27 protein-coding genes are annotated in these 24,238 nt (G+C 55.0%); 6 read left to right on the top strand and 21 right to left on the bottom strand.

Features of this window, described 5'->3' with window-relative positions; genetic code table 11:
* Nucleotides 1-62 precede the first annotated feature (62 nt).
* From W822_RS37555 to W822_RS37545, 3 genes are read left to right on the top strand one after another with little or no spacing between them, the layout of a single operon-like run.
* Complete coding sequence (locus W822_RS37555) at nt 63-959, top strand: EamA family transporter (protein ID WP_024005845.1); 897 nt, start codon at nt 63-65, stop codon at nt 957-959.
* A complete protein-coding gene (locus W822_RS37550; RefSeq protein ID WP_024005844.1) occupies nt 960-1,442 on the top strand; it encodes a glutathione peroxidase in 483 nt (160 codons plus the stop codon).
* Entirely contained in the window at nt 1,439-2,137 is a 699-nt protein-coding gene (locus tag W822_RS37545) for a glutathione S-transferase N-terminal domain-containing protein (protein ID WP_024005843.1), read from the top strand. Before W822_RS37550 ends, W822_RS37545 begins: the two co-directional genes overlap by 4 nt.
* A gap of 134 nt (nt 2,138-2,271) precedes the next feature.
* On the opposite strand, the gene crcB is transcribed toward W822_RS37545, so the two are convergent.
* From crcB to mltG, 8 genes are all read right to left on the bottom strand, one after another.
* Entirely contained in the window at nt 2,272-2,661 is a 390-nt protein-coding gene (crcB, locus tag W822_RS37540) for a fluoride efflux transporter CrcB (RefSeq protein ID WP_024005842.1), read from the bottom strand.
* A 189-nt stretch (nt 2,662-2,850) separates the two neighbouring features.
* Complete coding sequence (locus W822_RS37535; RefSeq protein ID WP_024005841.1) at nt 2,851-4,152, bottom strand: Glu/Leu/Phe/Val family dehydrogenase; 1,302 nt, start codon at nt 4,150-4,152, stop codon at nt 2,851-2,853.
* Nucleotides 4,153-4,319: 167 nt separating this feature from the next.
* Nucleotides 4,320-5,111, bottom strand: a complete 792-nt coding sequence (locus tag W822_RS37530; protein WP_024005840.1) for a hypothetical protein — start codon at nt 5,109-5,111, stop codon at nt 4,320-4,322.
* A 12-nt stretch (nt 5,112-5,123) separates the two neighbouring features.
* The gene (locus W822_RS37525) at nt 5,124-5,777 is read right to left on the bottom strand and encodes an ankyrin repeat domain-containing protein (RefSeq protein ID WP_024005839.1); all 654 of its coding nucleotides are present in this window, start codon (nt 5,775-5,777) and stop codon (nt 5,124-5,126) included.
* 97 nt (nt 5,778-5,874) lie between these two features.
* A complete protein-coding gene (locus tag W822_RS37520; protein ID WP_024005838.1) occupies nt 5,875-6,642 on the bottom strand; it encodes a TatD family hydrolase in 768 nt (255 codons plus the stop codon).
* 13 nt (nt 6,643-6,655) lie between these two features.
* Nucleotides 6,656-7,717: a DNA polymerase III subunit delta' gene (gene holB, locus W822_RS37515; protein ID WP_024005837.1), complete on the bottom strand. Its 1,062-nt coding sequence runs from the start codon at nt 7,715-7,717 to the stop codon at nt 6,656-6,658.
* Entirely contained in the window at nt 7,714-8,352 is a 639-nt protein-coding gene (gene tmk / locus W822_RS37510; RefSeq protein WP_024005836.1) for a dTMP kinase, read from the bottom strand. Before tmk ends, holB begins: the two co-directional genes overlap by 4 nt.
* Nucleotides 8,349-9,362 carry an endolytic transglycosylase MltG gene (gene mltG / locus W822_RS37505; protein WP_024005835.1) on the bottom strand — a complete coding sequence of 338 codons (1,014 nt, stop codon included), beginning with the start codon at nt 9,360-9,362 and terminating at the stop codon, nt 8,349-8,351. The genes tmk and mltG overlap by 4 nt, the downstream gene beginning before the upstream one ends.
* A 217-nt stretch (nt 9,363-9,579) precedes the next feature.
* Here mltG and ygfZ point away from each other — a divergent pair, with 217 nt between their 5' ends.
* On the top strand, nt 9,580-10,572 hold the full coding sequence (ygfZ, locus tag W822_RS37500) for a CAF17-like 4Fe-4S cluster assembly/insertion protein YgfZ (protein ID WP_051401755.1): 993 nt from the start codon (nt 9,580-9,582) through the stop codon (nt 10,570-10,572).
* On the opposite strand, the gene W822_RS37495 is transcribed toward ygfZ, so the two are convergent.
* From W822_RS37495 to W822_RS37490, 3 genes are all read right to left on the bottom strand, one after another.
* Nucleotides 10,564-11,700, bottom strand: coding sequence for an enoyl-CoA hydratase/isomerase family protein (locus tag W822_RS37495; RefSeq protein WP_024005833.1), 1,137 nt, complete (start codon nt 11,698-11,700; stop codon nt 10,564-10,566). The genes ygfZ and W822_RS37495 overlap by 9 nt on opposite strands.
* A 144-nt stretch (nt 11,701-11,844) precedes the next feature.
* Complete coding sequence (locus W822_RS0123710; RefSeq protein ID WP_081724400.1) at nt 11,845-12,234, bottom strand: RnfH family protein; 390 nt, start codon at nt 12,232-12,234, stop codon at nt 11,845-11,847.
* Nucleotides 12,227-12,661, bottom strand: coding sequence for a type II toxin-antitoxin system RatA family toxin (locus tag W822_RS37490; RefSeq protein WP_031242966.1), 435 nt, complete (start codon nt 12,659-12,661; stop codon nt 12,227-12,229). The genes W822_RS0123710 and W822_RS37490 overlap by 8 nt, the downstream gene beginning before the upstream one ends.
* Before the next feature lie 168 nt (nt 12,662-12,829).
* Here W822_RS37490 and smpB point away from each other — a divergent pair, with 168 nt between their 5' ends.
* Nucleotides 12,830-13,291 carry an SsrA-binding protein SmpB gene (gene smpB / locus W822_RS37485; RefSeq protein ID WP_024005830.1) on the top strand — a complete coding sequence of 154 codons (462 nt, stop codon included), beginning with the start codon at nt 12,830-12,832 and terminating at the stop codon, nt 13,289-13,291.
* 198 nt (nt 13,292-13,489) lie between these two features.
* Here the strand turns inward: smpB and W822_RS37480 are convergent, their stop codons facing one another.
* From W822_RS37480 to ppsA, 4 genes are all read right to left on the bottom strand, one after another.
* Nucleotides 13,490-14,464: an SPFH domain-containing protein gene (locus tag W822_RS37480; protein WP_437177152.1), complete on the bottom strand. Its 975-nt coding sequence runs from the start codon at nt 14,462-14,464 to the stop codon at nt 13,490-13,492.
* Between the two features lie 15 nt (nt 14,465-14,479).
* On the bottom strand, nt 14,480-14,932 hold the full coding sequence (locus tag W822_RS37475; protein WP_024005828.1) for an NfeD family protein: 453 nt from the start codon (nt 14,930-14,932) through the stop codon (nt 14,480-14,482).
* 90 nt (nt 14,933-15,022) lie between these two features.
* Nucleotides 15,023-15,352 carry an FKBP-type peptidyl-prolyl cis-trans isomerase gene (locus W822_RS37470; RefSeq protein WP_024005827.1) on the bottom strand — a complete coding sequence of 110 codons (330 nt, stop codon included), beginning with the start codon at nt 15,350-15,352 and terminating at the stop codon, nt 15,023-15,025.
* A 213-nt stretch (nt 15,353-15,565) separates the two neighbouring features.
* Nucleotides 15,566-17,932 (bottom strand): phosphoenolpyruvate synthase, encoded by a 2,367-nt coding sequence (ppsA, locus tag W822_RS37465; RefSeq protein ID WP_024005826.1) that lies wholly within the window; start codon nt 17,930-17,932, stop codon nt 15,566-15,568.
* A 144-nt stretch (nt 17,933-18,076) separates the two neighbouring features.
* Between ppsA and ppsR the strand changes: the two genes are divergently transcribed.
* Nucleotides 18,077-18,922, top strand: coding sequence for a posphoenolpyruvate synthetase regulatory kinase/phosphorylase PpsR (gene ppsR, locus W822_RS37460; protein ID WP_024005825.1), 846 nt, complete (start codon nt 18,077-18,079; stop codon nt 18,920-18,922).
* Nucleotides 18,923-18,977: 55 nt separating this feature from the next.
* Here ppsR and W822_RS37455 read toward each other — a convergent pair whose 3' ends face one another.
* The 6 genes from W822_RS37455 to fabZ all read right to left on the bottom strand — a co-directional run bounded on the left by W822_RS37455 (nt 18,978) and on the right by fabZ (nt 24,168).
* A complete protein-coding gene (locus tag W822_RS37455) occupies nt 18,978-19,754 on the bottom strand; it encodes a TrmH family RNA methyltransferase (protein ID WP_024005824.1) in 777 nt (258 codons plus the stop codon).
* 74 nt (nt 19,755-19,828) lie between these two features.
* A complete protein-coding gene (locus W822_RS37450) occupies nt 19,829-20,902 on the bottom strand; it encodes a fatty acid desaturase (protein WP_024005823.1) in 1,074 nt (357 codons plus the stop codon).
* A 213-nt stretch (nt 20,903-21,115) separates the two neighbouring features.
* The gene (rnhB, locus tag W822_RS37445) at nt 21,116-21,718 is read right to left on the bottom strand and encodes a ribonuclease HII (protein WP_051401754.1); all 603 of its coding nucleotides are present in this window, start codon (nt 21,716-21,718) and stop codon (nt 21,116-21,118) included.
* 34 nt (nt 21,719-21,752) lie between these two features.
* Complete coding sequence (gene lpxB / locus W822_RS37440; RefSeq protein ID WP_024005821.1) at nt 21,753-22,922, bottom strand: lipid-A-disaccharide synthase; 1,170 nt, start codon at nt 22,920-22,922, stop codon at nt 21,753-21,755.
* Complete coding sequence (gene lpxA / locus W822_RS37435; protein WP_024005820.1) at nt 22,919-23,713, bottom strand: acyl-ACP--UDP-N-acetylglucosamine O-acyltransferase; 795 nt, start codon at nt 23,711-23,713, stop codon at nt 22,919-22,921. Before lpxA ends, lpxB begins: the two co-directional genes overlap by 4 nt.
* Nucleotides 23,710-24,168: a 3-hydroxyacyl-ACP dehydratase FabZ gene (gene fabZ / locus W822_RS37430; protein WP_024005819.1), complete on the bottom strand. Its 459-nt coding sequence runs from the start codon at nt 24,166-24,168 to the stop codon at nt 23,710-23,712. The genes lpxA and fabZ overlap by 4 nt, the downstream gene beginning before the upstream one ends.
* Nucleotides 24,169-24,238 lie beyond the last annotated feature (70 nt).

The following is a 24,238-nucleotide window of genomic DNA, read 5'->3' as shown; positions in this document are numbered from 1 at the left end:
TACCCGTATAAACCCTAAATTCGCTTTCGGTTTCGGGTAGAATGGCGCAAAGGATGAAAGGCATGGCAGCGGGCAACACAATACGTACATATTCTCAGACTCTTGGTATCGTCGCACTGATCGGTTCCATGGCTTCCTTGTGCATTGGCACGTCGTTTGCCAAATCGCTGTTCGATGCTGTCGGCGCCCAGGGCACGACAAGCTACCGCCTTGGATTTTCCGCCCTTGTGCTCTGGTGCGTATGGCGACCCTGGCGCTTTCCCCTGTCGCGCAAAAATGCGCTGGCGATTGCCAGTTATGGCCTGTGTCTCGGACTGATTAATTTCCTGTTCTATATGGCGATTCGCACCGTCCCGCTGGGGGTGGCGATCGCCATTGAGTTTCTTGGACCGCTATCGCTTGCTATTTTTTCTTCCCGGCGCAAGATCGATTTTTTATGGATTGGTTGTGTGGCGCTCGGGCTGTATCTGCTGATCCCGCAATCACAACAGGACATATCTTCGATTGATCCGATCGGCGTTATGTATGCCATCGGTGCGGGCGTATTCTGGGCGCTGTATATTGTATTTGGACAGCGTACTCGCAATATTCATCCAGGACAGGCAACGTCGCTGGGTATCACGGTCGCCGCCCTGTTTGTTTTACCGTTCGGTATCAGTCATAGCGGTGCCGCGCTGCTGACGCCTGCATTCATCGTATCGGGCCTGCTCGTCGCTGTGCTGTCCAGTGCGATCCCTTATTCACTCGAAATGATTTCCCTGCGCTCGCTGCCGCGCAAAACCATGAGTATTCTGCTGAGCCTGGAGCCGGCCATGGGAGCCCTGGCAGGACTGGTTATACTGCATGAACAACTGACGACCGGCCAATGGCTGGCCATCGCCTTTATTGTCGCCGCTTCTGTCGGCTGCGCCATGACCTCGCCGGCGCCGCCCGTTGTCGATACTGATCGGGAGAATTAAATGAGCCAATTCTATTCCATGTCCGTTATGTTGCAAAACGGCGAGACCCTGGCGCTGTCTTCGTTACGGGATAAAGTCGTACTCGTGGCCAATGTTGCGTCCCAATGTGGCTTTACGCCTCAATATACCGGGTTGCAAAAACTGTACGAACAATACAAGGACCAGGGGCTGGTGGTGCTGGGGTTCCCCTGCAACCAGTTCGGCAGCCAGGAGCCAGGCTCCGACGAGCAGATCAGACAGTTCTGCAATCTCAATTTTGGCGTCACCTTTCCGCTGACGCGCAAGACCGAAGTCAATGGCGACGGCACCCATCCGGTGTTCGCCTGGTTGAAAAAAGAAAAACCCGGTCTGCTGGGTATACAATCGATCAAGTGGAATTTCACCAAATTTCTGGTCGGCCGCAATGGCGATGTTTTGCAGCGTTATGCGCCAACGGTCAAACCGCAGGACATTGAACAGGATATCAAGGACGCATTGAAATGATCGATTTATATTACTGGACGACCCCTAACGGCCATAAAATCACCCTTTTTCTGGAAGAAGCCGGGCTGGAATATTCCATTCACCCCATCAATATCGGTAAAGGCGACCAGTTTGCACCCGATTTTCTGAAAATCTCACCCAACAACCGGATCCCCGCCATCGTCGACAACAATCCGAACGATCATGGTGATGCCATTTCCGTGTTCGAATCCGGGGCCATTTTGCAGTACCTGGCCGAAAAGACGGGTCGATTTCTTTCAGACAATTTACGGCTCAAAACCCAGACGCTGGAGTGGCTGAACTGGCAGATGGGCGGCCTGGGACCCATGGCTGGCCAGAATCATCATTTCGGTCAATATGCACCGGAGAAAATTGAATACGCCATTAAGCGTTATGTCAAGGAAACGGCAAGATTGTACGGTGTGCTGGATCGTCGCCTTGAAAACCGCGAGTTCATTGTCAACGACTACTCCATTGCAGATATGGCCTGCTACCCCTGGGTCGTGCCTCACGAACGCCAACAACAGGATCTGAACGACTTCCCGAATCTGAAACGCTGGTTCGATACGATTGCCGCCCGCCCTGCCACTGAGCGCGCCTATGCCCTGGTCGAACAGGTGAATCCGGGTCAGCCACCCAACAATGACGAAGCGAAAAAAATTCTGTTCGGGCTGGATGATCCCAACGACGCTTAAGCGCTGCGGCTCAAATTGCCCGGCGCGGCAGGCGTTATGAAACTCTTGCAGACGGCTTGCCTATGATGCCGGCTCGGCCTGACTGAATCGACGGGGCTGATCATTGATCAGTCCCTTCTCTTTTCCCGCGACTTTTATTCGTAAAGCCGACGGATCGCAGTCACGGTATAAAGCCCCAGCGTGGTCAGTAACAGAGACCCGATCACATGCAGGCCGATCTCCAGCAATGCCCACTGAGCCTTGCCCTGATGCAGCAACATTGTGACTTCGGCAGAGAAGCTGGAAAAGGTGGTAAGCCCGCCCAGAAACCCGGTCACGATCAGCAGCCGCCACTCGGGGGGAAAAGAAGGAAAAGCACCGAAGACCCCCAGCGCCAGACCGATCAGATAGCCACCGGCCAGATTGGCGACCAGCGTGCCCATGGCAATATTGTGAAAAGTGCTATTGAGTGCCAGTCCGAGCGCCCACCGCAAAACGGCCCCGCCGGACGCGCCGATACTGATCATGAATATGGATAGAAGCATGCAGTGACCCCAATTGTTTCCGTTCTGTTTTTGCGGGCACAAAAATACCCGCGACTCCGGCTCGCTGTTCAAAACAGAAAGCCGGTTGCGCAGGTATCATTATCTGTCCTGTGGACAGCGGTTCGGGCAGTGCCCGGGAGGATAGCCATCTCCACCAGGACAAATCATAGCATGTTCATTGGCCGTAAATCAGGGATACAGGCCGCGAACTTCGCGTGACTCCAGAATACGTGAGCAAGCCACAATAAACGCAGCGGTACGCAATGAGACAGAGTGCTGTCTGGCCACTTCTGAAACGGCACGGTAGGCTTCGCGCATCAGGCGTTCCAGACGGTGGTTGATTTCTTCTTCTGTCCAGAAAAAGCTGGAGAAATCCTGCACCCATTCAAAATAACTGACCGTCACACCGCCGGCATTCGCAAGAACGTCGGGTACGACATAGACGCCTTTTTCGGTCAGGATGTCATCGGCTTCCGGTGTCGTCGGGCCATTGGCGCCCTCTACAACTACCCTGGCCTTGACAATATCCGCCACGCGCGCATCGATCTGGTTTTCCAGCGCAGCAGGAATCATGAAATCGGTTTCGACCGACCAGAAATCGTCAACATCCACCTCTTCCGCACCCGCAAATCCTTTGACGCCGGCATGCTTTTCAACGTGCGCCAGTAACTCGTGCACCTGGATGCCGTTGGTGTTGCGAATTGCGGCGGTGTGATCCTGTACGGCGACAATTTTTGCACCGGATTCGAAAAACAGGCGCGCAGCCGTTCCACCCACATTACCGAAACCCTGAACGGCGACGCGGGCGCCTTCAATCGAGATATTCAGATCACGAGCAGCTTCGCACGCTACGACGAAAACACCGCGACCGGTGGCTTCTACCCGTCCCAGGCTGCCACCCAGTGAAATCGGCTTGCCGGTAACCACGCCGGTGGCCGTCGCACCCACGTTCATGGAATAGGTGTCCATCATCCACGCCATGGTCTGGGGGTTGGTGTTGACATCAGGCGCCGGAATGTCTTTTGAGGGGCCGATGATCACGCCGATTTCGCTGGTGTAGCGACGCGTGACTTTTTCGAGCTCGGCCTTGGAATAATTGCGTGGATCAATACGCACGCCGCCTTTGGCGCCACCATACGGAAGATTGACTGCAGCATTTTTGATCGACATCCAGGCCGCCAGCGCCATGACTTCAGACAGGCAGACGTCCTGGTGGAAGCGCACGCCGCCCTTGCCCGGACCACGGGAGGTATTATGCTGAACGCGATAACCTTCAAAATGCGCAATCGTGCCGTTGTCCAGTTCAACAGGAATATCAACAATCAGAGCGCGCTTCGGTCGTTTGAGTGTTTCAACCCAGCGTTGCAAAGAACCCAGATAGGGCGTAACACGGTCCACCTGTTTAAGATAAATCCCCCACGCACCCAGATCTTCTGAATTCAGGTAAGAGGGTAAGGCGTGCTGGCCGTTGCTGTTTGTATCCTGACTCAAAATCTTCTCCTTGAGATGATCAGACAAAGCACAAGTGTAACGTTAATATGATATGTCCCTATTTTTTTGTATTAAAAATTAAATAGGGACATATCAAATGTCTGTTTCAGGCCATAGCAAACGTGTTGTTCTGATCAACACGCCTGCCGGTCAGTCAACCATCCGGCTTATTGCACCGAATTGATGATCACCTTCGTCTTTTTACTGCCGCTGGTAATGACCGATTCCATGGTCAGCCCTTTTTCCGGGCAGTACCAATCGGTCACCTGCGAGGTCCCTGCTTTTGCCGCATTCCCGTTATTGCCCGCGACACCGCTAAGATTACCACTAGAAGTGGTCGCCGTATAGGTAACCGGCATGCATTGCAAAGTGCCCACGGCGGTCGCGTGGCTTTGCAGCTTGCCTACTTTTCTGGCACTGGTGGAAATTGAAGCATTGCTGACGTTGATTTGATTGAGCGGGATACCATTTTGCAGGGTCACGGTCAGATTGACATTCGAATGACCGGATACGGGAGCCAGGGTCTCGCCAGGACTGACTGTATTGGCGGGCTTGAGAAAATACCCCTGAAGCGCACTTTCCACGGTGGTTTTCATCAAGGTGTTCATCAGGCCCGACGCATCAAAAGCGCCATTGAGTGACGATTGTCCCTGACGCACGGTCAAGGTAAACGGCCCTGTCCCCTGCACTCTTTGCCCCGCGATCGGCGCGTCAGCATCGACGGTCAGGCTGGCAGTACATTCGTCGGCACTGATTCTGTTGACCTGATCGACCCGAACAGCGAACCGCGCCTTGGCCCCATCGACCGAACCGGACAGGCGTGCATTGGGTTTAAGCCACGGGCTGTCGCAGTAGCTTTGATCGGCCCGGGCTGTGCCTGTGGCCAGTATACCCGCCAGGCCAAGCAGTACGATCAACGGTTTCAGAGCGGTTGAACGAGAGACAAGGTACCGGTTCATGGTTGGTGTTCCTTATTTTTGATTCAACGCTTGAAGGACGTCGCTGTTGCCCATTTTTTTGGCCATATCGAGGGCACTGACGTTTTTCTGGTTGATGGCACGAGGATCGGCGCCGGCCGCAACCAGTGCACGCACAGCGTCGGCATTTTTCGAGGTGACTGCCATCAAGACAGGTGAGCTGCCATCAGGTGCCGGCGCGTTCGGATAGGCACCCTTGCCCAGCAGAAACTTGATCATATCAACGTGCCCTTTGGAGGCGGCATAATGCAGCGGCGTCCACCCCAGGCGATTGACCTTGGCGCCCCTTGCGACCAGTTTTTCGGCACGAGGCACGTCACCAATAATGGCCAAATACATCAACGGTGTCTCGCCAGTGCGATTGACGGCGTTGACATCGGTCTTGGGATTGGCCGCCAGCGCATCGAACACACCCATGGATTGGTCACGGATCGCCTGAATCAGTGCGGGTTCGCCGTTCTGATTGACCATATTGGGATCGGCGCCCTGGGAAATGGCCTGGGTCACATCGCTGGGGCGATCATTTTTGACATCGTTCCACCAGTTGCTATTGCTGCCGCTATTGGCAGCGCACGCACTGACGACAACCGCAAGGCTGGCAGCAAGAATGCTTTTCTTCAGGACCGAACTACTTCTAATGTTATACATGATATATCTCTCCTAACTTTATGAAATAATTCAATTATTTGATATATTGAGCGGGCAATCAGCTTTTAACTTAAACTTAAAGCAATATAACAAATAATCACTGTATCTTTTTGAATAAATTGAAAAAATTATTTGTAGAAGCCTCTGCAACTTCACTAACGGGAATTTGTTTGATTTCTGCGATTTTTTCGGCTACGTGGATGACTTTGGACGGGTCATTGCGCTTGCCGCGGTACGGAACCGGCGCCAGATAGGGAGAATCGGTCTCAATCAGCAAACGGTCCAGCGGCATGCGGCGAGCCACATCATGCAACTGAGTGGCGTTTTTGAAAGTAACAATACCCGACAGCGAGATATAGAAATTCTGTTCCATCGCCTGCTCTGCAACATCCCAGGACTCGGTGAAGCAATGCATGACGCCACCGCAGCCGGCCGCATTTTCTTCGCGCATCAACCGCAACGTATCTTCAGCAGACGAACGCGTATGAATTATCAGCGGCAAGCCGCTTTGATTACCAGCCCGGATGTGGACCCTGAAGCGTTCGCGCTGCCAGTCCAGCGGCTCGGACAGGCGATAATAATCCAGGCCGGTTTCCCCGATCGCCACGATCCTGGGATGCTGTGCATGTTTGCACAGCATATCCACATCCGGTTCCGGGGTGTCTTCGTAATCCGGATGCACGCCAACCGAGCCCCACAGATTGGCGTGCGTCTCTATCAGATTGACGATGCGCGGCCAGTCCGGCAAATTGACACTGACACAGAGCGCATGAGTGACCTGATTGCGTTTCATATTCTCCAGGATCTCGGACAGGTTTTCCTGCAGATCCGGAAAATCAAGGTGGCAGTGGGAATCGACATACATAAGCTAATCCGTTTTATCCATTTTTTGACAGGCAGGTCACGCACACGCGCTGCAGCACAGACTGGATGAACAGTCGGCTGTTGAGCGGGTGGTCTGCAATTCGTTGCTGGGCGGCAAGCCAGACGGCGGTCTGGCTGATTCTCGGCGCACTCAGTTCCTCGGCAATCGCTTTGATAAAAGGCATCAGTCGGGGAAAGTAGCGCAACGGCAGGCCCTGACTATGCAGCATGAGATCTGTGAACAGACGTTGTAATGTGCCCAGCCACTCAGCTGGCTGCAATTTATCCAGGCGGGCCGTGTAGTCGGCCATATCCGGCATGGCACGGTCGGCCAGGCTTTGTGTGAAGGAACCGAGCCAGTAGCTGACGGGTTCGGTGCTGGACTGACTCAAAGTCAGCGCTCCGACAGGCGCCCCGCCGCTGGCATGCAGCCAGGTATCGGCCTGGGTTTCAGACAGCCCCTGCGCTTGCAGCCAAGCCAGCCCTTCCTCGCGCGCCGGCATGGGCAGACTCAATCGTCGGCAACGCGATAAAAGCGTGGGCAAAACCTTGTCGGGGGCATGCGACACCAACAGAAAAACAGTACCGGGTGCCGGTTCTTCAACCGATTTGAGCAAATAATTGGCCGACGCGCTATTGAGCGCTTCTACGGGAAACAGAATAATCACACGCATTCCGCTACGGTGCGTGGTCACACTCAACAATGAATCCAGTTGCCGAACCTGGTCGATGCGGATCTCACCCGAGGCTTTTTTGGCTGCTGCGCCTTCCTGCGCATCCGTCACGGTCGCTGCTTCCTGAAGACCATACTGTTGTGCCAGCCGATCCGGCATGATCAGCCGCAGATCGGGGTGACTGTCGTTGGCAATCCACGAGCACGACTCGCAGGTGCCGCAGGCAATGCCGCCTGTCGGACGTTCGCATAACAAGCTGGTGGCCGCGGCCCGCGCAAAGGTGAGCTTGCCGATTCCAGGCGGCCCGTATATCAGCCAGGCATGGGCGAAACGCTCGCGATCACCCAGCCATTGGCTGGCGCTTGCCGTTTGCCAGGGGAAAAAAGGCGTGATTGCACTCATGGGGATTGATCCTGTGCGGCGTGCTGCGCCAGCACTGCCGTAAGCTTGTCCTGCAGCTGTTGGGTAATGTCCGCTTTGGGCCTGCTTGAATCAACCACATAAAATCGTGAAGGCTCTGCGTTCACGCGCGCATGATAGGCATTGCGCACGCGCTCGAAAAATTCGCTGTCTTCCCGTTCAAAACGATCCTGCTCGCGACTTTTGAGCAGGCGCTCGCGCGCGACTTCCAGGGGAACATCAAAAAGAAGGGTCAGATCGGGCTGCAATTGCTGTTGAACCCAGTCTTCAAGAACCCGGATGCGTGCCGCCGGAAAATGGCGCCCGCCACCCTGATAGGCGTAGGTCGCATCGGTAAACCGGTCGCTGATCACAACTTTGCCCGCGCGCAGTGCGGGCCGGATGACCGACAGGATATGCTCCTGCCGGGCAGCAAACATCAGCAGTGTTTCGGTTTCCATATGCATGGATTCGGTCAGAAGCATGGTCCGCAGCACTTCGCTGACGGGTGTGCCGCCTGGCTCGCGAGTCATGACCACATCATGTCCCAGCGATTCGCACAGATCGCGCAGGTGGCCGATATGAGAGCTTTTGCCCGCCCCGTCCACGCCTTCGAGTGTTATAAAAAAGCCCTTCATTCTGTGCCTTTCTTCAGGATATAGGTCTTGACGTTGCGGTTGTGTCCGCGCAGGTCTTCGGAAAATTCGCTGGAACCATCGCCCCGCGAAACAAAGTACAGGTAACGATGACGTTCGGGGTGAACGGCGGCCTGCAGCGACAGCAGTCCGGGGCTGGCGATGGGCGTAGGCGGCAGGCCGACCCGGGTGTAGGTATTCCAGGGCGTGTCGGTCGTGAGGTCATTTCTGGTGATGGCCCCCTGGTAGGCCTCTTTCATCCCGTAAATCACCGTCGGATCGGTTTGCAGCAGCATTTTTTTCTCGAGCCGATTGATGAAAACCCCCGAGACGCGGTTGCGATCTTCCTGATGGCCGGTTTCCTTTTCGATAATGGACGCCAGAATCAGCGCCTCATAGGGCGTTTTCAAGGGCAGATCGTTATCGCGCTGGTCCCAGATTGCAGCAAGATGCTTTTGACCCTCATGATAGGCCCGCCGCAAAATGTCCATATCGGAGTCCCCGGGCACAAAGACATAGGTATCCGGAAAAAAAAGACCTTCCGGGCTGTCATGAGACGAGCCGAGCTGGGCCAGAATATCGGCGTCGTTCAGTTTGTCCAGCGTCTGCGTGATATTCGGATTGGCTTTCAGCGCATTGCGTATCTGCTGATAGGACCAGCCTTCGATAATCAGGAACCGGCTTTTGCTGGTCTGGCCTGAGGCCATGCGCGCCAGCAAATCCACCGGCGTGTCGCCCCGCTTGGCTTCGTACGCGCCAGCCTTGAGCTGGCGGTCCTGCCCGGTATATCGTGCATACATCACAAAGAGGTAGGGTTCGATCTGAATGCCCGCGGCTGCCATGGTTTGCGCAACGGTGGCAATCGTGCTGCCGCGCGGCACGGCATAGTCGATCACCTCGGCGCTCATGGGCGCGGGTGTTCTCGTCCAGTGCCATACCTTGCCTGCCAGGCCGGCCGCCAGCAGCAGAACACAGATGATGAACGAAAAAACGATATATTTGAAAAGTTTCATGAATGAAATAAGGATATGCCGGGTACGGCGCTCACAGACCGTCTATTGTATCAGGCACACCCCATTGCCGGTGCGCCCGGGCTGTCGTGAATCCGCGTTGCTTTCAGTGTTTACCCGGAAAAAACCTATTCAATGCGTTACCATACAGACAGAGAATTTTGCATAGAGTACGACGGCATACTACGTCGACTCCGCCGTATTGAAAAGGAAATTTGCCATGTCCACTGTTGATTTTTCCACGGACTCCACCCCTTTTTCCGCCGACACGCCGTTACACATGACGTCACTGTCCGATTATCGCGTACTGACGATCTACGGCGCCGATGCGCCGACTTTCCTGCAGGGCCAATTCACCCAGGACGTCGCGGCAGCAACCGAGCAGACAGCTCGATTATCTGCCTACTGCACGGCCAAGGGCCGCATGCTGGCCAGTTTCATTTTCTGGCAATCGGGCACACCGGCGACAGACGGCACCAAGGCCTTCCATGTACTGGTGCGCAGCGATATTGCCGAGAGTTTTGCCAAACGCCTGCGCATGTTCGTCCTGCGTGCCAAAGTCACCATCGAAGATACCGGAATGACGCCAACCGCCTATTGGGCCGGCGAAAATGTTGATCTGGCCGCCGGCAAACTTGGCACGCCGGCCCCCTGGCAAGTCGTGGTGACCGGCTCCGCAGTGCAGATCGGCCTGCCAGCCGGCACCGGAATACAGCGCGGCCTTTTGATTGGCGATCATGATATTGACGCAGGTACCGCTCAACCTGGTCAACCTGACGAGTGGGCAGTACTGGATATTCTGGCCGGTATACCCTGGGTTGAGCAGGCCAATCAGGAGATGTTTATTCCGCAGGATGTCAATCTGGATGCCATAGGCGCGGTCAGTTTCACCAAAGGGTGCTACCCGGGTCAGGAAGTGGTTGCCCGCAGCCATTATCGCGGCAAATTAAAACGCCGCATGCTCAACGGGTTTTGCGATGTGGCTGGTGAAACGTCCCCCGCCGCCGGGACCGATATTACAGACATCACAAACATACGTGAGCCTAGCGGTCAGGTTGTCAACGTAGCAACGCTGGCGGACAAGCAGTTTCTGTTGTTTGAAGTCCGGCTTGAAGCGGCCGAGCACAATCAACTGGTGCTGGGCGATGAGAATGGCACGCCCATCACCCTGTTGCCCATGCCTTATCTGCTGGATAAACCTGCGCTAGCCTAAGCTTGCCAGGGGGCTGCGCGCCGCGTCCTGCCACGGTGAGGCCAGTATGGCCTGCACGTCATCCCGGGTGACCTGCTCGATCGTGGCCGGCTGCCATCGCGGTGTTTTATCCTTGTCGATCAGCAAGGCGCGAATGCCTTCCTGCAATTGTCCATGCGCGCAGCAATGGAGTGCCGCGTTATATTCGAGCTTGAAGACGTCGGCCAATGACAAATGCCTTGCCGACTCCTGCAGGATAAGGCCCAGTACGACCGATAGCGGAGCGCCTTTAAGCATGGTCTGCGCTGCCCTGGCCAGCCACGCGTCCTCATGATCGGCCAGTGCGGCGATATCACGATAGAACGTCGTGATGTCCCTCGTACCGCAAAGCATGGACAGAAACGCATAATGCATTTGTAACGGTCCAACCTCCAGCGTCGCGGCTGCACTCTGTGTGTTCAAAACTTCATGAATCTGCTGCTCAAGCGCACGTTTTCCGGCATCTGGATTCCAGACTATTTGCTCAAGATCGGCAGACACGGCTGACCAGTCTGCATGGCGCACACAATAATCGGCCATGCCGGTAAACAGCGCGTCCGAGGCATTCAGAATAGCGCCGGTCGCAGCAAGAAAGCGTCCCAGGCGCCTGGGTAGACGCGCAAGTTCCCAACTGCCCCCTACATCGGGAAACAGCCCAATGGTCACCTCGGGCATGGCCAGCCGCGATGTGTCGCTGACGACACGGTGCGAAGCGCCCGCCATCAGGCCCATACCCCCGCCCATCACCACGCCATGTCCCCAGCAGATAATGGGCTTGGGATAGGTATGGATCTGATAATCCAGGCGATACTCCACATCAAAGAAGTGCGCCGCATAGGCATTGTCCGCGGCGGGTTTGCCGGCATTCTCCTGCATGCTGGCGTACAACTGATGCAGGTCACCGCCGGCGCAGAATGCTTTTTCGCCTGCGCCTTCAAAAATCACAAATGCTATTGCGGGGTCCTCCGCCCAGCGAGTCAGTTGGTCGGTCAGTAACTGGCACATTTCCAGTGAAAGACTGTTGAGCTTGGCAGGCTGATTCAACGTGGCGATGCCATAGTTTCCCTGATGGGACAGCACTTTTTCCTGAAATAAAACCGGGGCGGTCATCGTATCTCCTGTTGTTATAGAATATTAAATGGGTGCGCCGCCAGCCGTGTCTGTGAAGCTCAGGCAGCGCTACCAGATCCTGGGTCATGCATTCGGGCATCCCGCGCATGAACCCCGGTCATTATAGCCCTGTGCCGGATCGGGTCAATCGGACTTACTGGTGGCCTGCCCCGCCGGTGTCGTTTCCAGGTATTCCTGCCACGCCACTTTGCTTTTCTTCAAATGCTTGCGCTTCAGTATTCCCGCCTTGCGGTGAGCAGCACGGCGGCGGCGTGATTCCATGGGGTCGAACGTTAATGCGCGATACAGCTCAACCCGGTCACCCTCATGCACGATATGATCCGCTGGCTTGCGGATACCGAAGATGCCCGTTCCCGCAATATCCGTACCCTCAATTGCACACGCGGCATACACACCTGATGCGGCGATGGCCTGCTCGATGGTGCTGCCCGCCGGCAGCGCGACCGCAGTCCGCCATATTTCACCGGATGAACGCGCATAGCAAATTGTGACCGAAATCAGCTGCTCAGACATAGATCTGCTCAGCCCGTTTGGTAAATGAGTCAATAAAGCTATTGGCGATGCGATTGAATACCGGCCCCACCAGCATTTCGAGAGACCGGCTGTTGAAGGCGTAATCAAGCGCGAACTGCACTTTGCAGGCGTCGGGCGCCAATTCGATGAACTCCCAGGTACCATTCAACGATGAAAAGGGTCCATCCACCAGATGCAAATGAATTTTATTGGGGAAATGATGGGTATTGCGTGTCGTAAAGGTCTGTTTCAGGCCTGCGAAACTGATGATAATAGAGGCCGTCATGCCCTCTTCATCCCTTTCAAGCACCTGGGCCCCGCCGCACCAGGGCATGAATTCGGGGTATTTCTCGACGTCGGCGACCAGATTGAACATATTGGCGGCCGAGTACGGGAGCAGAACGGAGCGATGGACAGTAGTGGACATGAATAATTTGGCTACGGCGGTGGACAGGGAACAGGCAAAATACGCCAACAGTGTAATCAACCTGCAGCACAAGCAGGTTGATTCAATTACAATTGCGTGAAATCATTGCATTTTGCGCGATTAAACAGACCCTATTTTAACGGGTCAAATCCATTTATAAAATCAAACATGAGCATTACCGACAATCGCAAGGCAACGCACGACTATTTTATCGAAGAGCGCTTTGAGGCTGGCATCGTTCTGGAAGGCTGGGAAGTCAAATCAATCCGGGCCGGACGCGTACAACTGGGCGAAAGCTACGTCATCGTGCGTAACGGCGAACTGCAGCTGCTGAATATGCATGTCAGTCCGCTGGCAACGGCCTCTACACACATCCATCCGAACGCCACGCGTACGCGGAAATTGTTGCTGCACAAAAATGAAATCAACAAGTTGATCGGCAAGGTGGAAATCCGCGGCTATACCCTGGTGCCGCTAAATCTGCACTTTCGCAACGGCAAGATCAAGCTTGAGTTCGGCCTGGGCAAAGGCAAGAAACTGCATGACAAGCGCGATAGCGCGCGTGACAAGGACTGGCAGCGCGAGAAAGAACGCATTATGAAACACGACACGCGCCGACGGGACGCGTGAACTTCGTTTCTACGTGCCGGCACGTATCTCGCCGTCCTGCGCTGTTCATGGACAGGCATCCTTTTGCTGGGGATACGCAGCTGCAAAAAAGCCGCGCAATACAAAGTCCTTGTGGCTACCCGGTTTGAGCAATACGAATCTGAACCAATTAAATCCGGATCAATTCAATCCCGATAGAATCGCTGTGTTTTGTGAGGGCTATCGCGTATTGCGCGGATCAGCCAGTCCGGAACTGGCCAAATCACCCGTAGCGCCCTGTCCCGTTGCTTTGACCACCGTCATGGCCGATGCAATCAGACCACCTACGTCGGCCAGATTGGCCGGCAGAATCAGCGTATTGCCCTTTTTGGCCACATTGGCGAAGGCGTCCACATAGTTTTCTGCGACGCGCAGATTGACCGCCGCCATGCCGCCTGGCTGTTCAATGGAATGGGCCACCTGTTTAATTGCCTGTGCCGTCGCTTCTGCAATCGCAATCACGGCAGCAGCTTCACCTTGCGCCTGATTGATCTGAGCCTGCTTCTCACCCTCTGAACGGGCGATCGCCGCCTCCCGCTCACCGGTAGCAATATTGATCTGCTCCTGACGACGCCCTTCGGAAGCGGCGATCAGGGCACGTTTTTCCCGCTCAGCCGTAATCTGGGCCTGCATGGCGCGCAGAATTTCATTAGGCGGCGTCAGATCCTTGATTTCGTAACGCAGCACTTTAACCCCCCAGTTGGTCGCCGCTTCGTCCAGCGAGGCCACGATTGTGCTGTTAATGGCCTCGCGCTCTTCAAAGGTTTTATCCAGCTCCATGCGTCCAATAACCGACCGCAATGTGGTCTGAGCCAGTTGCGTGATCGCCGAGATATAGTTGGACGAACCGTAAGAGGCGCGCATGGGATCAGTGACCTGGAAGTAGATGACGCCATCGACCTGCAACTGCGTGTTGTCCCGGGTAATACAAATCTGGCTGGGTACGTCTAGTGGAATCTCTTTGAGCGAATGCTTGTAGGCCACGCGATCGACAAAGGGAATGATAAAACGGGCACCAGGTGACAGCGTGCGGTCATATCGGCCCAGTCGCTCGATAATCCAGGCGTGCTGTTGCGGCACGATGGCGATGGATTTGACCAGAAAAACCAGCACCAGTACGATCAGTATGGCTAGAAAAATAATTGAGGTATCCATGATATGACTCCTGAACTAAAGACTGGTGTGGGTGGTGGGCACCGAGACGGGTGCAAGCACAAAAACAATACCGTCAACGTCTGTGATACGGTAGCTGCCTGGTGTGGGATTGCCCGTTTCGGCAGGGTCAAGCCTGACCTGCCATTGTGCCCCCCGATATTGAATGACTGCTGTTTTCATGGGCGACCATTCGGCCACATACACCGTCTGGCCGATATCCAGATTGACATCGGTATTGCGGCGGGCGCTATTGCGCGAGCCGCGCCTGATGACGCCGCTGGATTTGAGTATGAAGAAACCGGCGATGCCCAGGACACTGAAGGCCAGCAGTTGCCAGGCAAGTTCACCGCCAAGCCAGGATACGACCCCCGCGCCGGCGGCGGCAACAGCGACCAGCAACAGAAAAAAAGTACCTGTCAGCAGTTCGAGAATGAGCGCGATAACCGCAACAACAAACCAGATCCACATGTTCGCTTTCCTGCAAGAGACGCGAGCCACCATGGCACGCGTATGAAAACACGGTAGCGACAGGATCGCTACCGGGCTTTACGATAACGATCAGTTAACGCCAAGCAATTCCACTTCAAATACCAGCGTGGCATTCGGAGGAATCACGCCGCCGGCGCCGCGTGCGCCATAGCCCAATTCGGCGGGGATGGTCAGCTTGCGGGTACCGCCCACTTTCATGCCCTGCACACCCTGATCCCAGCCTTTGATGACATGACCCGCACCCAGCGGAAAGGAAAACGGCTGCCCGCGATCTTTGCTGGAGTCAAATTTCTGGCCATTGTCTTTCAACCAGCCGGTGTAGTGAACCGAAACCTGTTGACCGCTTTTTGCTTCGTCGCCACTGCCAACGGTGACATCTTCAATGATAAGGTCGCTCACGAATATTTTCCTTGATACCTGTTAAAACTTAAGTGTACCGTAAGAAATCCACCACCGGTAAAAACGTCCGGCAATGGCCTGCATTGGCGACAGATACCAAAACGGGCATCTTCACCTGACCGAAGCCAGACAAAGATGCCCGCAAGGCAGCGCTTGTAGAGCCGGTGCAATCCTGGCAGACCCACCGGCATCCCCAAGCAAACAGGCCGCCGATTACTTGGCCAGTTGCTGCCAGGTATCAACCACCGTGTCCGGATTCAGGGACATGGTCAGAATACCCTGTTCCTTGAGCCATACAGCCAGATCCGGGTGATCGCTGGGGCCTTGCCCGCAAATACCGACATATTTACCGGCTTTCAGGCATGCGGCAATTGCACGCTGCAGCATGAACTGGACGGCTTCGTCGCGTTCGTCGAAATCGGCAGCCAGCAGTTCCATGCCTGAATCACGGTCCAGACCCAGTGTCAACTGGGTCATATCGTTGGAACCGATAGAGAAGCCATCGAAATATTCAAGGAACTGGTCAGCCAGAATCGCATTGGACGGCACTTCGCACATCATAATCAGGCGCAGGCCGTTCTCGCCTCGTTTCAAGCCATTGTCTGCCAGCAGTTTGACGACCTTTTCTGCCTGATTCAGTGTACGAACAAACGGGACCATGATTTCAACGTTGGTCAGACCCATGTCGTCGCGGACAAAGCGCAAGGCTTCACATTCCATGCGGAAGCATTCAGCAAAATCATCGGCAATATAGCGAGAAGCGCCGCGGAATCCCAGCATGGGATTTTCTTCCTCGGGTTCATACCGAGACCCGCCCACCAGCTTGCGATATTCATTGGACTTGAAGTCGGACAGTCGCACAATAACGGGCTTCGGATAGAATGCCGCACCAATAGTGGCAATGCCTTCGGCCAATTTTTCAACAAAGAAGGCGCGTGGGCTGGCGTAGCCGCGGGCTGCGGATTCAACAGCCTTTTTCAGTTCGGCATCAATGTTCGGATAGTCCAGCACCGCTTTAGGGTGCACGTTGATGTTGTTGTTGATGATAAATTCCAGGCGTGCCAGACCGACACCGCCGTTAGGGATTTGCGAGAAATCAAATGCCAGTTGAGGATTACCCACGTTCATCATGATTTTGACGGGGATCTCGGGCATCTGGCCACGGCGCACTTCTTCGACTTCTGTTTCCAGGAAGCCGTCGTAAATACGGCCTTCGTCACCCTCTGCGCAGGAGACCGTTACTTCGGCGCCCTCTTTGAGGTCTTCGGTTGCGGTGCCGCAGCCGACGACAGCCGGAATACCCAGCTCACGGGCGATAATGGCCGCATGGCAGGTACGACCGCCACGATTGGTCACGATTGCCGCAGCACGTTTCATGACCGGCTCCCAGTTCGGGTCGGTCATGTCGGTCACCAGGACATCACCGGTCTGGACCTGGTCCATCTGGCTGATATCAGAGACAATACGCACTTTGCCTGAACCGATTTTCTGGCCGATGGCGCGACCGGTGATCAACACCTTGCCGGTGGCCTTCAATTTGTAGCGCTGCTGGACATCGTTGCCAGACTGCTGCGATTTAACGGTCTCGGGACGGGCTTGCAGAATGTACAGCTTGCCATCGATACCGTCACGGCCCCACTCAATGTCCATGGGGCGCTGATAATGTTTCTCGATGATGACGGCGTAGCGTGCCAGTTCGATCACTTCGTCATCTGTCAGCGAGTATCGATTGCGTTCAGACACAGGTACTTCAACTGTGCTGACCGCGTTCTCGCCCGGCTTGCGTTCACCATTGAACTCCATTTTGAGCAGTTTTGAACCGATACGGCGACCGACAATCGGATATTTTCCAGAAGCCAGCGTGGTTTTGAAAACGTAGAATTCGTCAGGATTGACGGCACCCTGCACCACGGTCTCGCCCAGGCCATAAGAAGACGTGATGAACACCACATCGTTAAAGCCCGATTCAGTATCCAGCGTGAACATGACGCCGGCACTGCCTTTGTCGGAGCGCACCATGCGCTGGATGCCGGCAGACAGGGCCACGTCGGCGTGGGCGTAGCCCTTATGAACGCGATAGGAGATGGCGCGGTCGTTGTATAGCGAGGCGAAAACGTGACGGATTTTATCCAGCACATCATCGATACCGGCAACGTTCAGGAAGGTCTCCTGCTGACCGGCGAATGACGCGTCGGGCAAATCCTCTGCCGTCGCAGAGGAGCGGACGGCGAAGGAACCATTGCCATCGGCGTCCAGTTCGGCGTAGGATTGGCGAATCTGTTTTTCGAACGCTTCGGAAAACGGTGCTTCGGTAATCCACTGGCGGATTTCGGAACCGGCCAGCGCCAACTCGCGCACATCTTCAGGATTGAGCGTGAACAGGCGATCAGCGATGCGCTTGTCCAGGCCCGATGATTTCAGAAAATCGCGGAAAGCGTCAGCTGTGGTGGCAAAACCACCGGGTACACGAACCCCGGCATTGGCCAGCTGGCTAATCATCTCGCCAAGCGAGGCGTTTTTCCCGCCGACAGAGTCAACATCCGACATGCGGAGTTTCTCGAATGGAACAACATACGACATTTAAGTCACCCTTAGATTAAAATGAAAGCTTATTTGCTCAGAAAAGCCCGCTTTCCTGAGCAAATAAGCCTGACACAGCAAGGCCAGGTGCAAAGTAACATGATTGTACCGTCTTTTTCCACCCTCACAGGATCAAATTAGAACATGTCAGAATCACAAAAAAAGCGGACGGTATTTATCGTATCAGACGGCACGGGCATTACGGCCGAGACCTTCAGTCATTCGGTCTTGTCACAATTTAGCGCCGATTTTGATTTCACGCTGTTACGTGAGCCCTTTGTCACCTCTGTGGAAAAAGCCACGAAGGTCGCCGACAAAATCAACGCCGCAGCACAGGCAGAAAACACCCTGCCGATTTTGTTCAGCACGCTGGTCAAACCCGAAATTCTGAGCGTGGTGCAAAATTCCAATTGTGTTTTTCTGGATATTTTCGGCGCCTGCGTCAATCAGCTGGAAACCGCGCTGGAAACCAAATCTCGGCCTACGATTGGCCTGTCGCACCTGAGCGCCAGCTCCAAACAGTATCGCAACCGGATCGAAGCCATTAATTTCACCCTGGCGCACGACGACGGGCAATTCGTACATGGCCTTAAGGAAGCAGATGTGATCCTGGTGGGGGTCTCGCGTTGCGGCAAAACGCCGACCAGCCTGTATCTGGCCATGCAGTATGCCATCAAGGCGGCCAATTTCCCGCTGATTCCTGAAGATTTCGAACGAGGTACGCTGCCCAGCACGCTGCATCCCTATCGCAGCAAATTGTTCGGCCTGTCGATCCAGCCCGACCGGCTTGCCGAGGTACGGAATGAACGCCGCCCCGATAGCAAATATGCATCAATCAAACAATGTTTGTACGAAGTGGCCGAAGCCGAGCGCCTGATGCGGGTGGAAAGCATTGAGTGGCTATCGACCACAACCAAGTCCATTGAAGAAATTTCCACGACCGTGATTCAGATCCTGGGGCTCAAGTCACACTCTTCGGCCAATTACTGACGCTGTCCTAGGGAGAAGGTCGGCAGTTCGATTGCGCGCGCTGCGGAGCGTGCCCTTAACAAGGTGTGAGATGCTGGCGGCGCTGTTCAAACAGCAAAATAGCCGTCGCCACAGCGACATTGAGCGATTCAACCGCTGCAGATTGCGGGATAAAAAGACATTGATCCGCTTGCGCCAGTATATCCGGATGCACGCCCTGCCCTTCGTTTCCGACCACCCACAGACAGGCACCGGGCAACACCCCTTCATACAGACTGCGCGCACCCGGTGCGAGTGAAGAGGCATAAACGGGCATGTCGAGTTTTTGCCTGATCTGTGAAAAATCCTGATGCTCATGAATATCCAGCGCGAAATGCGCGCCCTGGGCACTGCGCAGCACTTTGGGCGACCAGGCTCCGACACAGCCCGTAGAGAGCAGGACATGCCGAACATCGGCAGCAGCAGCCGTGCGCAAAATCGTGCCGAGATTGCCCGGATCCTGCAGACGATCCACCCAAAGCGCCGTTGCGTCAAAGCGAGCCACTGGCGCCGGAATCGGCCGCGCCGCCACGAACATAACGCCTTGCGGCGCCTGCACAGTGGCAATCGCGTTGAACAACGCGTCAGTCAGTTCATAGTGCAGCGAAGCATCGGTGTGATTCAGCAGCGCACGGATATCGGGCTGTGCGCTGCTTGAGGACCGTAGCAGAACAGACTCGGGCTGACCATAGCGGGCAAGCCATTCCTGACACAAATGCACGCCTTCGAGCAGAAGCCGGGCTTTGTCCCGTCCCGCCGCCACTTTCATGCTCTGCCGCACCAATGCGTTTTCTTTGGACTGAATCTGTTTCATAAAAAAACCCTGCCTGAGCAGGGATAGTAACGTATTTTCAAGCGCAGGCGAGTGACGCGCACCCGCCGACAACCTTAAACGACGTCAGGCGATTTGTTGCCTTTGAAGTCGGTCCAGTAGCGCTCTTGGTAGTTGTACAGCTTGCAGGCCTTGATGGTACGGAAATACCAGGACCAGCTGAACATCTGGATCACGATACGGCTGGGCAGCATGTCTTCCAGCGTCTTCTGCGCCTTTTTGAGTTTATAGAGCGGAATGCTCATATCCACATGGTGTGCAGTATGCTCCATGATGTGATGCATCAGCGAGCCAAACTTGAAGCGGAACATCATGTGGACCGTTGTCGAGACAAAGGGCTGCGCCTTGGCCCAGACGGCCCGGTTGTCATGCCAGACCACACGGGTGTGCGTATGCTGAATGTAAACCACGAAACCGATCATGTAGAACCAGAAAAGCAGCGGAATAAGCCAGGCGAACGCCACCAGCATCAGCACCGATTGACCGGTGGCGGTTGCGGCATAAATCACGCCACCCAGCCAGGCCAGGCCGAAAATACTGACAAGCAGGCCATCCCAGAAGAACACCTTGCGCTGAGTTCCCATATAACCCTTGCTCGGGAACATCATGCGGTTCCACCATATTTCGATGATGTAATAGATACCGGCGCCCAGCGGACCGCGATAGACACGTTCCATAAAACGCCGCATGGGTGACATGGCGTCGTATTCTTCTTTAGTTTTGGGGCACCAGACGAAGTCCATGCCCTTCAGATTGGTGAAGCCGTGGTGCACTACGTTGTGGCCAACATCCCAGAGACTATAGGGAGACACAGCCGGCAAAAAGGCGATGCGGCCGATCCATTTGTTGAGCTTGCGATGGGGGGTCAGGCTTTGGTGGCACGCGTCGTGTCCGATAATGAACAGGCGACCAATGACAAAGCCCGCGACCAGCGCGCAGGCAAGTTTGAGCCACCATGCCGACAGGAACAATGTACCGGCCAGCAGAGCCAGCAGCAGGCTGTAGTCGACAAACAGCAGCAAAAACGCCCGGAACGTATTCTGCTGGGAGATTGGAATCAGCCAGCTACGTATGATTTTCCGGTGCGGTAATTCTGCATCAGGCGCAATAGGGGTGAATTTTGTTTCCATTATTTGAGTTTCACGTCGGGGATCCCCGCAAATAGGCAAGGCGTATTGTACTTCCAATCGGCGTCAGGTACATGTCAATTTGGGACAATGTTTTATTTATTGAGTCGTTGTGGTGAAAAAGCCGATTTTCAGCGCGATCTGGCCTCAGTTTACCGATATTATCGGCAGAATCAAGCCAATTGACTTTTTAATTTCAAAAGTGATTAACTTATTTTACGCCAAAAAAGGCTCGCCTGCAGGCGGGCAGATCAGCACGCGCACCGGCCTGAAAGTCGTACGGTGCACCGGACAGGGTCCATGGGTTTTGAGGCGGGCCAGATGCAAGGCGGTCCCGTACCCTTTATGCTGATCAAAAGCATACTCCGGGTATTGGGTATGTAGCTGTCGCAACTGCGCATCTCTGGCGGTCTTGGCCAGTATGGAAGCAGCAGAAATACAGGCATGCAGGGCGTCGCCCCTGACGATCGCATGACATGGCACGTTCAGACCACGTGGCACCTGATTGCCATCGACCAGTACCAGCTCGGCTACCGGTATTCCGCTGGCTGCAGCCAGCCCCTCAAAAGCGCGCCGCATGGCCAGCATTGTGGCGGCCAGAATATTGAGCTGATCGATTTCCGCGACCGTTGCACTGGCAATGGACCAGGCCAGCGCTTTTTCACGGATACGGTGCGCCAGGCTTTCGCGTTTCGCTTCGGTCAGGGTTTTGGAGTCAGCCAGGCCATTGATGCGACGAGCCGGGTCCAGGATGACGGCAGCCGCGAAGACATCTCCGGCCAGCGGCCCCCTGCCCGCCTCATCAATACCGGCGGTCATGCGAGGCAAAGGCAAATTGCCAAACAGGGATAGGTCAGGCGTTTGCCGTGGCAAGGATCGCCTCCGCTGCCAGCGCTGCCGTATCGCGGTTAAGCGTACGATGCAACTGGCGGAATTTTTCTTCTGTCTGTTCGATATACGTGGTATCGGTCAATGCTTTAACGCAGGCTTGCGCCAGATTCGCCGGCGTGGCCGCTTCCTGGAGCAGCTCGGGCACTGCAAACTCGCGCAATAAGACATTGGGCAGACCGACCCAGGGCAAAGTGGGCCCATCCTGGCCGGCTTTCCACTCCATCAACCGCCGCATGAGCGGCGTCAGCACATAGGAAATAACCATCGGGCGTTGAAACAATGCGGTCTCTAATGTCGCGGTGCCGCTGGCAACCAATGCTGCGTCACATGCTTCCATGATATCCCAGGCGATGGGATGTTCGGCCACACGCGTGGAAAAACAGCGCAGATTGGGCAAATCATGATTAGCCAGAATCGCCTTGAATTGCGCGGCTCGGGCCTCGTTGACCAGAGGCACAATGAAGCGCAGTGACGGATCTTCTTTTAGCAACAGCGTCGCAGCCTGCAAAAATCGCGGCGCCAGTTGAGCGATTTCAGACGCGCGGCTGCCCGGCAGGATGGCCAGGATGCGACCACCCTCTTCGATGCCCAGACGCTTGCGCGCCTGTGCTTTACTGGGATTTTCAGGAATCTGCGCGGCCAGCGGATGGCCGACATACGTAACCGGCACTCCTTCCTTGCGATAAATTTCCTCTTCGAACGGAAACAGCACCAGCATATGGGAAACCGCGGCGCGAATCTTGTGTATTCTTTCATAGCGCCATGCCCAGATGGATGGCCCTACAAAATGCACCGTCGGAATGCCTTTCTTGCGAAGATGATGCTCCAGCCGGAGATTAAAATCGGGGGCGTCAACCCCTACGAACACATCCGGCCGCAGCCTGAGCACCGATGAGCGAAAACTCAGATAGGTATGGATAAGCCGGGGAAGATTTTTGAGCGCGTCAACATATCCGAATACGGACAGGTCGTCCATCGGATGCAGGATGTTCATACCCTGTTGTTGCATATCCGGGCCACCGATGCCACTGGCTGACAGCTGAGGATCTTTTGCGCGTATCCCTTGAATAATACGTGAAGCGAGCAAATCACCGGAGGGTTCGCCCGCCACCATTGAAAGAACCAGGCTCATCCCCGGCTGACGCCGCGCGAGGCGGTCTGAAAAAAGGCGACGAAAGGATCAAGCACGCTCGCCGTATCGGGATGGTCGTGCTGATAGCGCACAATTTCCTCTGCTGCATCGGCCGAGGACAACTTGCGCATATAGATGATTTTATAGGCATCCTTGATGGCGTGAATTTGCTCGGGCGTAAAGCCGCGACGTTTCAGGCCTTCGGAATTGATCCCGGCGGGCCGATAGGGCTGCCCTGCACCCAGCACATAAGGGGGAATATCCTGACGGATCGCGCTCATTCCGCCCGTCATGGAGTGCGCGCCGATATGGATGTACTGATGCGCTGCCGAGCTGCCGCCCACAATGGCCCAGTCGTCGATATGGATATGGCCGGCAAGTTGCACGGAATTGGCCAGAATGGTGTGATTGGCAATCTGGCAATCATGCGCGATATGCACGTACGCCATGATCCAGTTATCGTCGCCCAGGCGCGTCGTACCAACGTCCTGAACCGTACCGGTATTGATGGTCACAAACTCGCGAATGGTATTGCCATCGCCCATTTCAAGCGATGTTTTCTCACCTGAATATTTTTTGTCCTGAGGGTTGCCGCCGATGGAACAAAAACGATAGAACACATTGTTTTTGCCAATCGTGGTCAGCCCGTCGATGACGCAATGCTCACCGACAATGCTGCCTTCACCAATGGTGACATTTTCGTGAATGACAGAATAGGCCCCTACTTTGACAGAGGGATGGATTTTTGCGCCGTCATGGATGACAGCAGTGGGATGGATAAGCTCAGTCATTGTTCGTCCAGGTCGCGAATGGCACACATGATCGCAGCTTCAGCTACGACGCCACCATCAACGGTAGCGCGTGCACTGTATTTACAGATGACTTTACTGATGCGATCAGCAGTCACCTCAAGCTTGAGCTGATCGCCAGGCACCACCGGCTTGCGGAAACGTGCATTGTCGACCCCGACCAGATAGTACGCCTTGCGCGAAATATCATGATTGCAGGAACCGTCTTCGTCCGCAAATGAAAAAATGGCTGCGGCCTGGGCCAGCGCTTCAATAATCAGCACGCCAGGCATGACTGGACGACCAGGAAAATGGCCATTGAAAAAGGGCTCATTAATGGTCACGTTCTTGAGGGCAACAATACTTTTGCCCGGCACCATTTCCAGGACTCTGTCTACAAGCAGCATCGGATAGCGATGTGGAAGCCGCGCCATAATGCTTTGAATATCTACTTGCATGAATAATCCTGTATATAAATAAATGATGGTGGTAGTGGCGCTATTTTAGACAATTTCGCCGGAAAATACC

The organism is Advenella kashmirensis W13003 (assembly GCF_000506985.1).
Classification (GTDB): domain Bacteria; phylum Pseudomonadota; class Gammaproteobacteria; order Burkholderiales; family Burkholderiaceae_B; genus Advenella; species Advenella kashmirensis_A.
The sequence above is the reverse complement of the archived record's forward strand: the minus strand, read 5'-3'. Positions and strand labels throughout refer to the sequence as shown.

Excerpts from the sequence above, each read along its gene's own strand:
- W822_RS37555 (WP_024005845.1), top strand. The coding sequence starts at position 63 with ATGGCAGCGGGCAACACAATACGTACATATTCTCAGACTCTTGGTATC.
- W822_RS37520 (WP_024005838.1), bottom strand. The coding sequence starts at position 6,642 with ATGTATGTCGATTCCCACTGCCACCTTGATTTTCCGGATCTGCAGGAA.
- ppsR (WP_024005825.1), top strand. The coding sequence starts at position 18,077 with ATGTCAGAATCACAAAAAAAGCGGACGGTATTTATCGTATCAGACGGC.
- smpB (WP_024005830.1), top strand. The coding sequence starts at position 12,830 with ATGAGCATTACCGACAATCGCAAGGCAACGCACGACTATTTTATCGAA.
- crcB (WP_024005842.1), bottom strand. The coding sequence starts at position 2,661 with ATGCTTCTATCCATATTCATGATCAGTATCGGCGCGTCCGGCGGGGCC.
- ygfZ (WP_051401755.1), top strand. The coding sequence starts at position 9,580 with ATGTCCACTGTTGATTTTTCCACGGACTCCACCCCTTTTTCCGCCGAC.
- fabZ (WP_024005819.1), bottom strand. The coding sequence starts at position 24,168 with ATGCAAGTAGATATTCAAAGCATTATGGCGCGGCTTCCACATCGCTAT.
- tmk (WP_024005836.1), bottom strand. The coding sequence starts at position 8,352 with ATGAAGGGCTTTTTTATAACACTCGAAGGCGTGGACGGGGCGGGCAAA.
- mltG (WP_024005835.1), bottom strand. The coding sequence starts at position 9,362 with ATGAAACTTTTCAAATATATCGTTTTTTCGTTCATCATCTGTGTTCTG.
- W822_RS37545 (WP_024005843.1), top strand. The coding sequence starts at position 1,439 with ATGATCGATTTATATTACTGGACGACCCCTAACGGCCATAAAATCACC.
- rnhB (WP_051401754.1), bottom strand. The coding sequence starts at position 21,718 with ATGACCGCCGGTATTGATGAGGCGGGCAGGGGGCCGCTGGCCGGAGAT.
- holB (WP_024005837.1), bottom strand. The coding sequence starts at position 7,717 with ATGAGTGCAATCACGCCTTTTTTCCCCTGGCAAACGGCAAGCGCCAGC.
- W822_RS37550 (WP_024005844.1), top strand. The coding sequence starts at position 960 with ATGAGCCAATTCTATTCCATGTCCGTTATGTTGCAAAACGGCGAGACC.
- W822_RS37495 (WP_024005833.1), bottom strand. The coding sequence starts at position 11,700 with ATGACCGCCCCGGTTTTATTTCAGGAAAAAGTGCTGTCCCATCAGGGA.
- W822_RS37530 (WP_024005840.1), bottom strand. The coding sequence starts at position 5,111 with ATGAACCGGTACCTTGTCTCTCGTTCAACCGCTCTGAAACCGTTGATC.
- W822_RS37480 (WP_437177152.1), bottom strand. The coding sequence starts at position 14,464 with ATGGATACCTCAATTATTTTTCTAGCCATACTGATCGTACTGGTGCTG.
- W822_RS37455 (WP_024005824.1), bottom strand. The coding sequence starts at position 19,754 with ATGAAACAGATTCAGTCCAAAGAAAACGCATTGGTGCGGCAGAGCATG.
- W822_RS0123710 (WP_081724400.1), bottom strand. The coding sequence starts at position 12,234 with ATGTCTGAGCAGCTGATTTCGGTCACAATTTGCTATGCGCGTTCATCC.
- ppsA (WP_024005826.1), bottom strand. The coding sequence starts at position 17,932 with ATGTCGTATGTTGTTCCATTCGAGAAACTCCGCATGTCGGATGTTGAC.
- W822_RS37525 (WP_024005839.1), bottom strand. The coding sequence starts at position 5,777 with ATGTATAACATTAGAAGTAGTTCGGTCCTGAAGAAAAGCATTCTTGCT.
- W822_RS37490 (WP_031242966.1), bottom strand. The coding sequence starts at position 12,661 with ATGTCCACTACTGTCCATCGCTCCGTTCTGCTCCCGTACTCGGCCGCC.
- lpxB (WP_024005821.1), bottom strand. The coding sequence starts at position 22,922 with ATGAGCCTGGTTCTTTCAATGGTGGCGGGCGAACCCTCCGGTGATTTG.
- W822_RS37475 (WP_024005828.1), bottom strand. The coding sequence starts at position 14,932 with ATGTGGATCTGGTTTGTTGTTGCGGTTATCGCGCTCATTCTCGAACTG.
- W822_RS37450 (WP_024005823.1), bottom strand. The coding sequence starts at position 20,902 with ATGGAAACAAAATTCACCCCTATTGCGCCTGATGCAGAATTACCGCAC.
- lpxA (WP_024005820.1), bottom strand. The coding sequence starts at position 23,713 with ATGACTGAGCTTATCCATCCCACTGCTGTCATCCATGACGGCGCAAAA.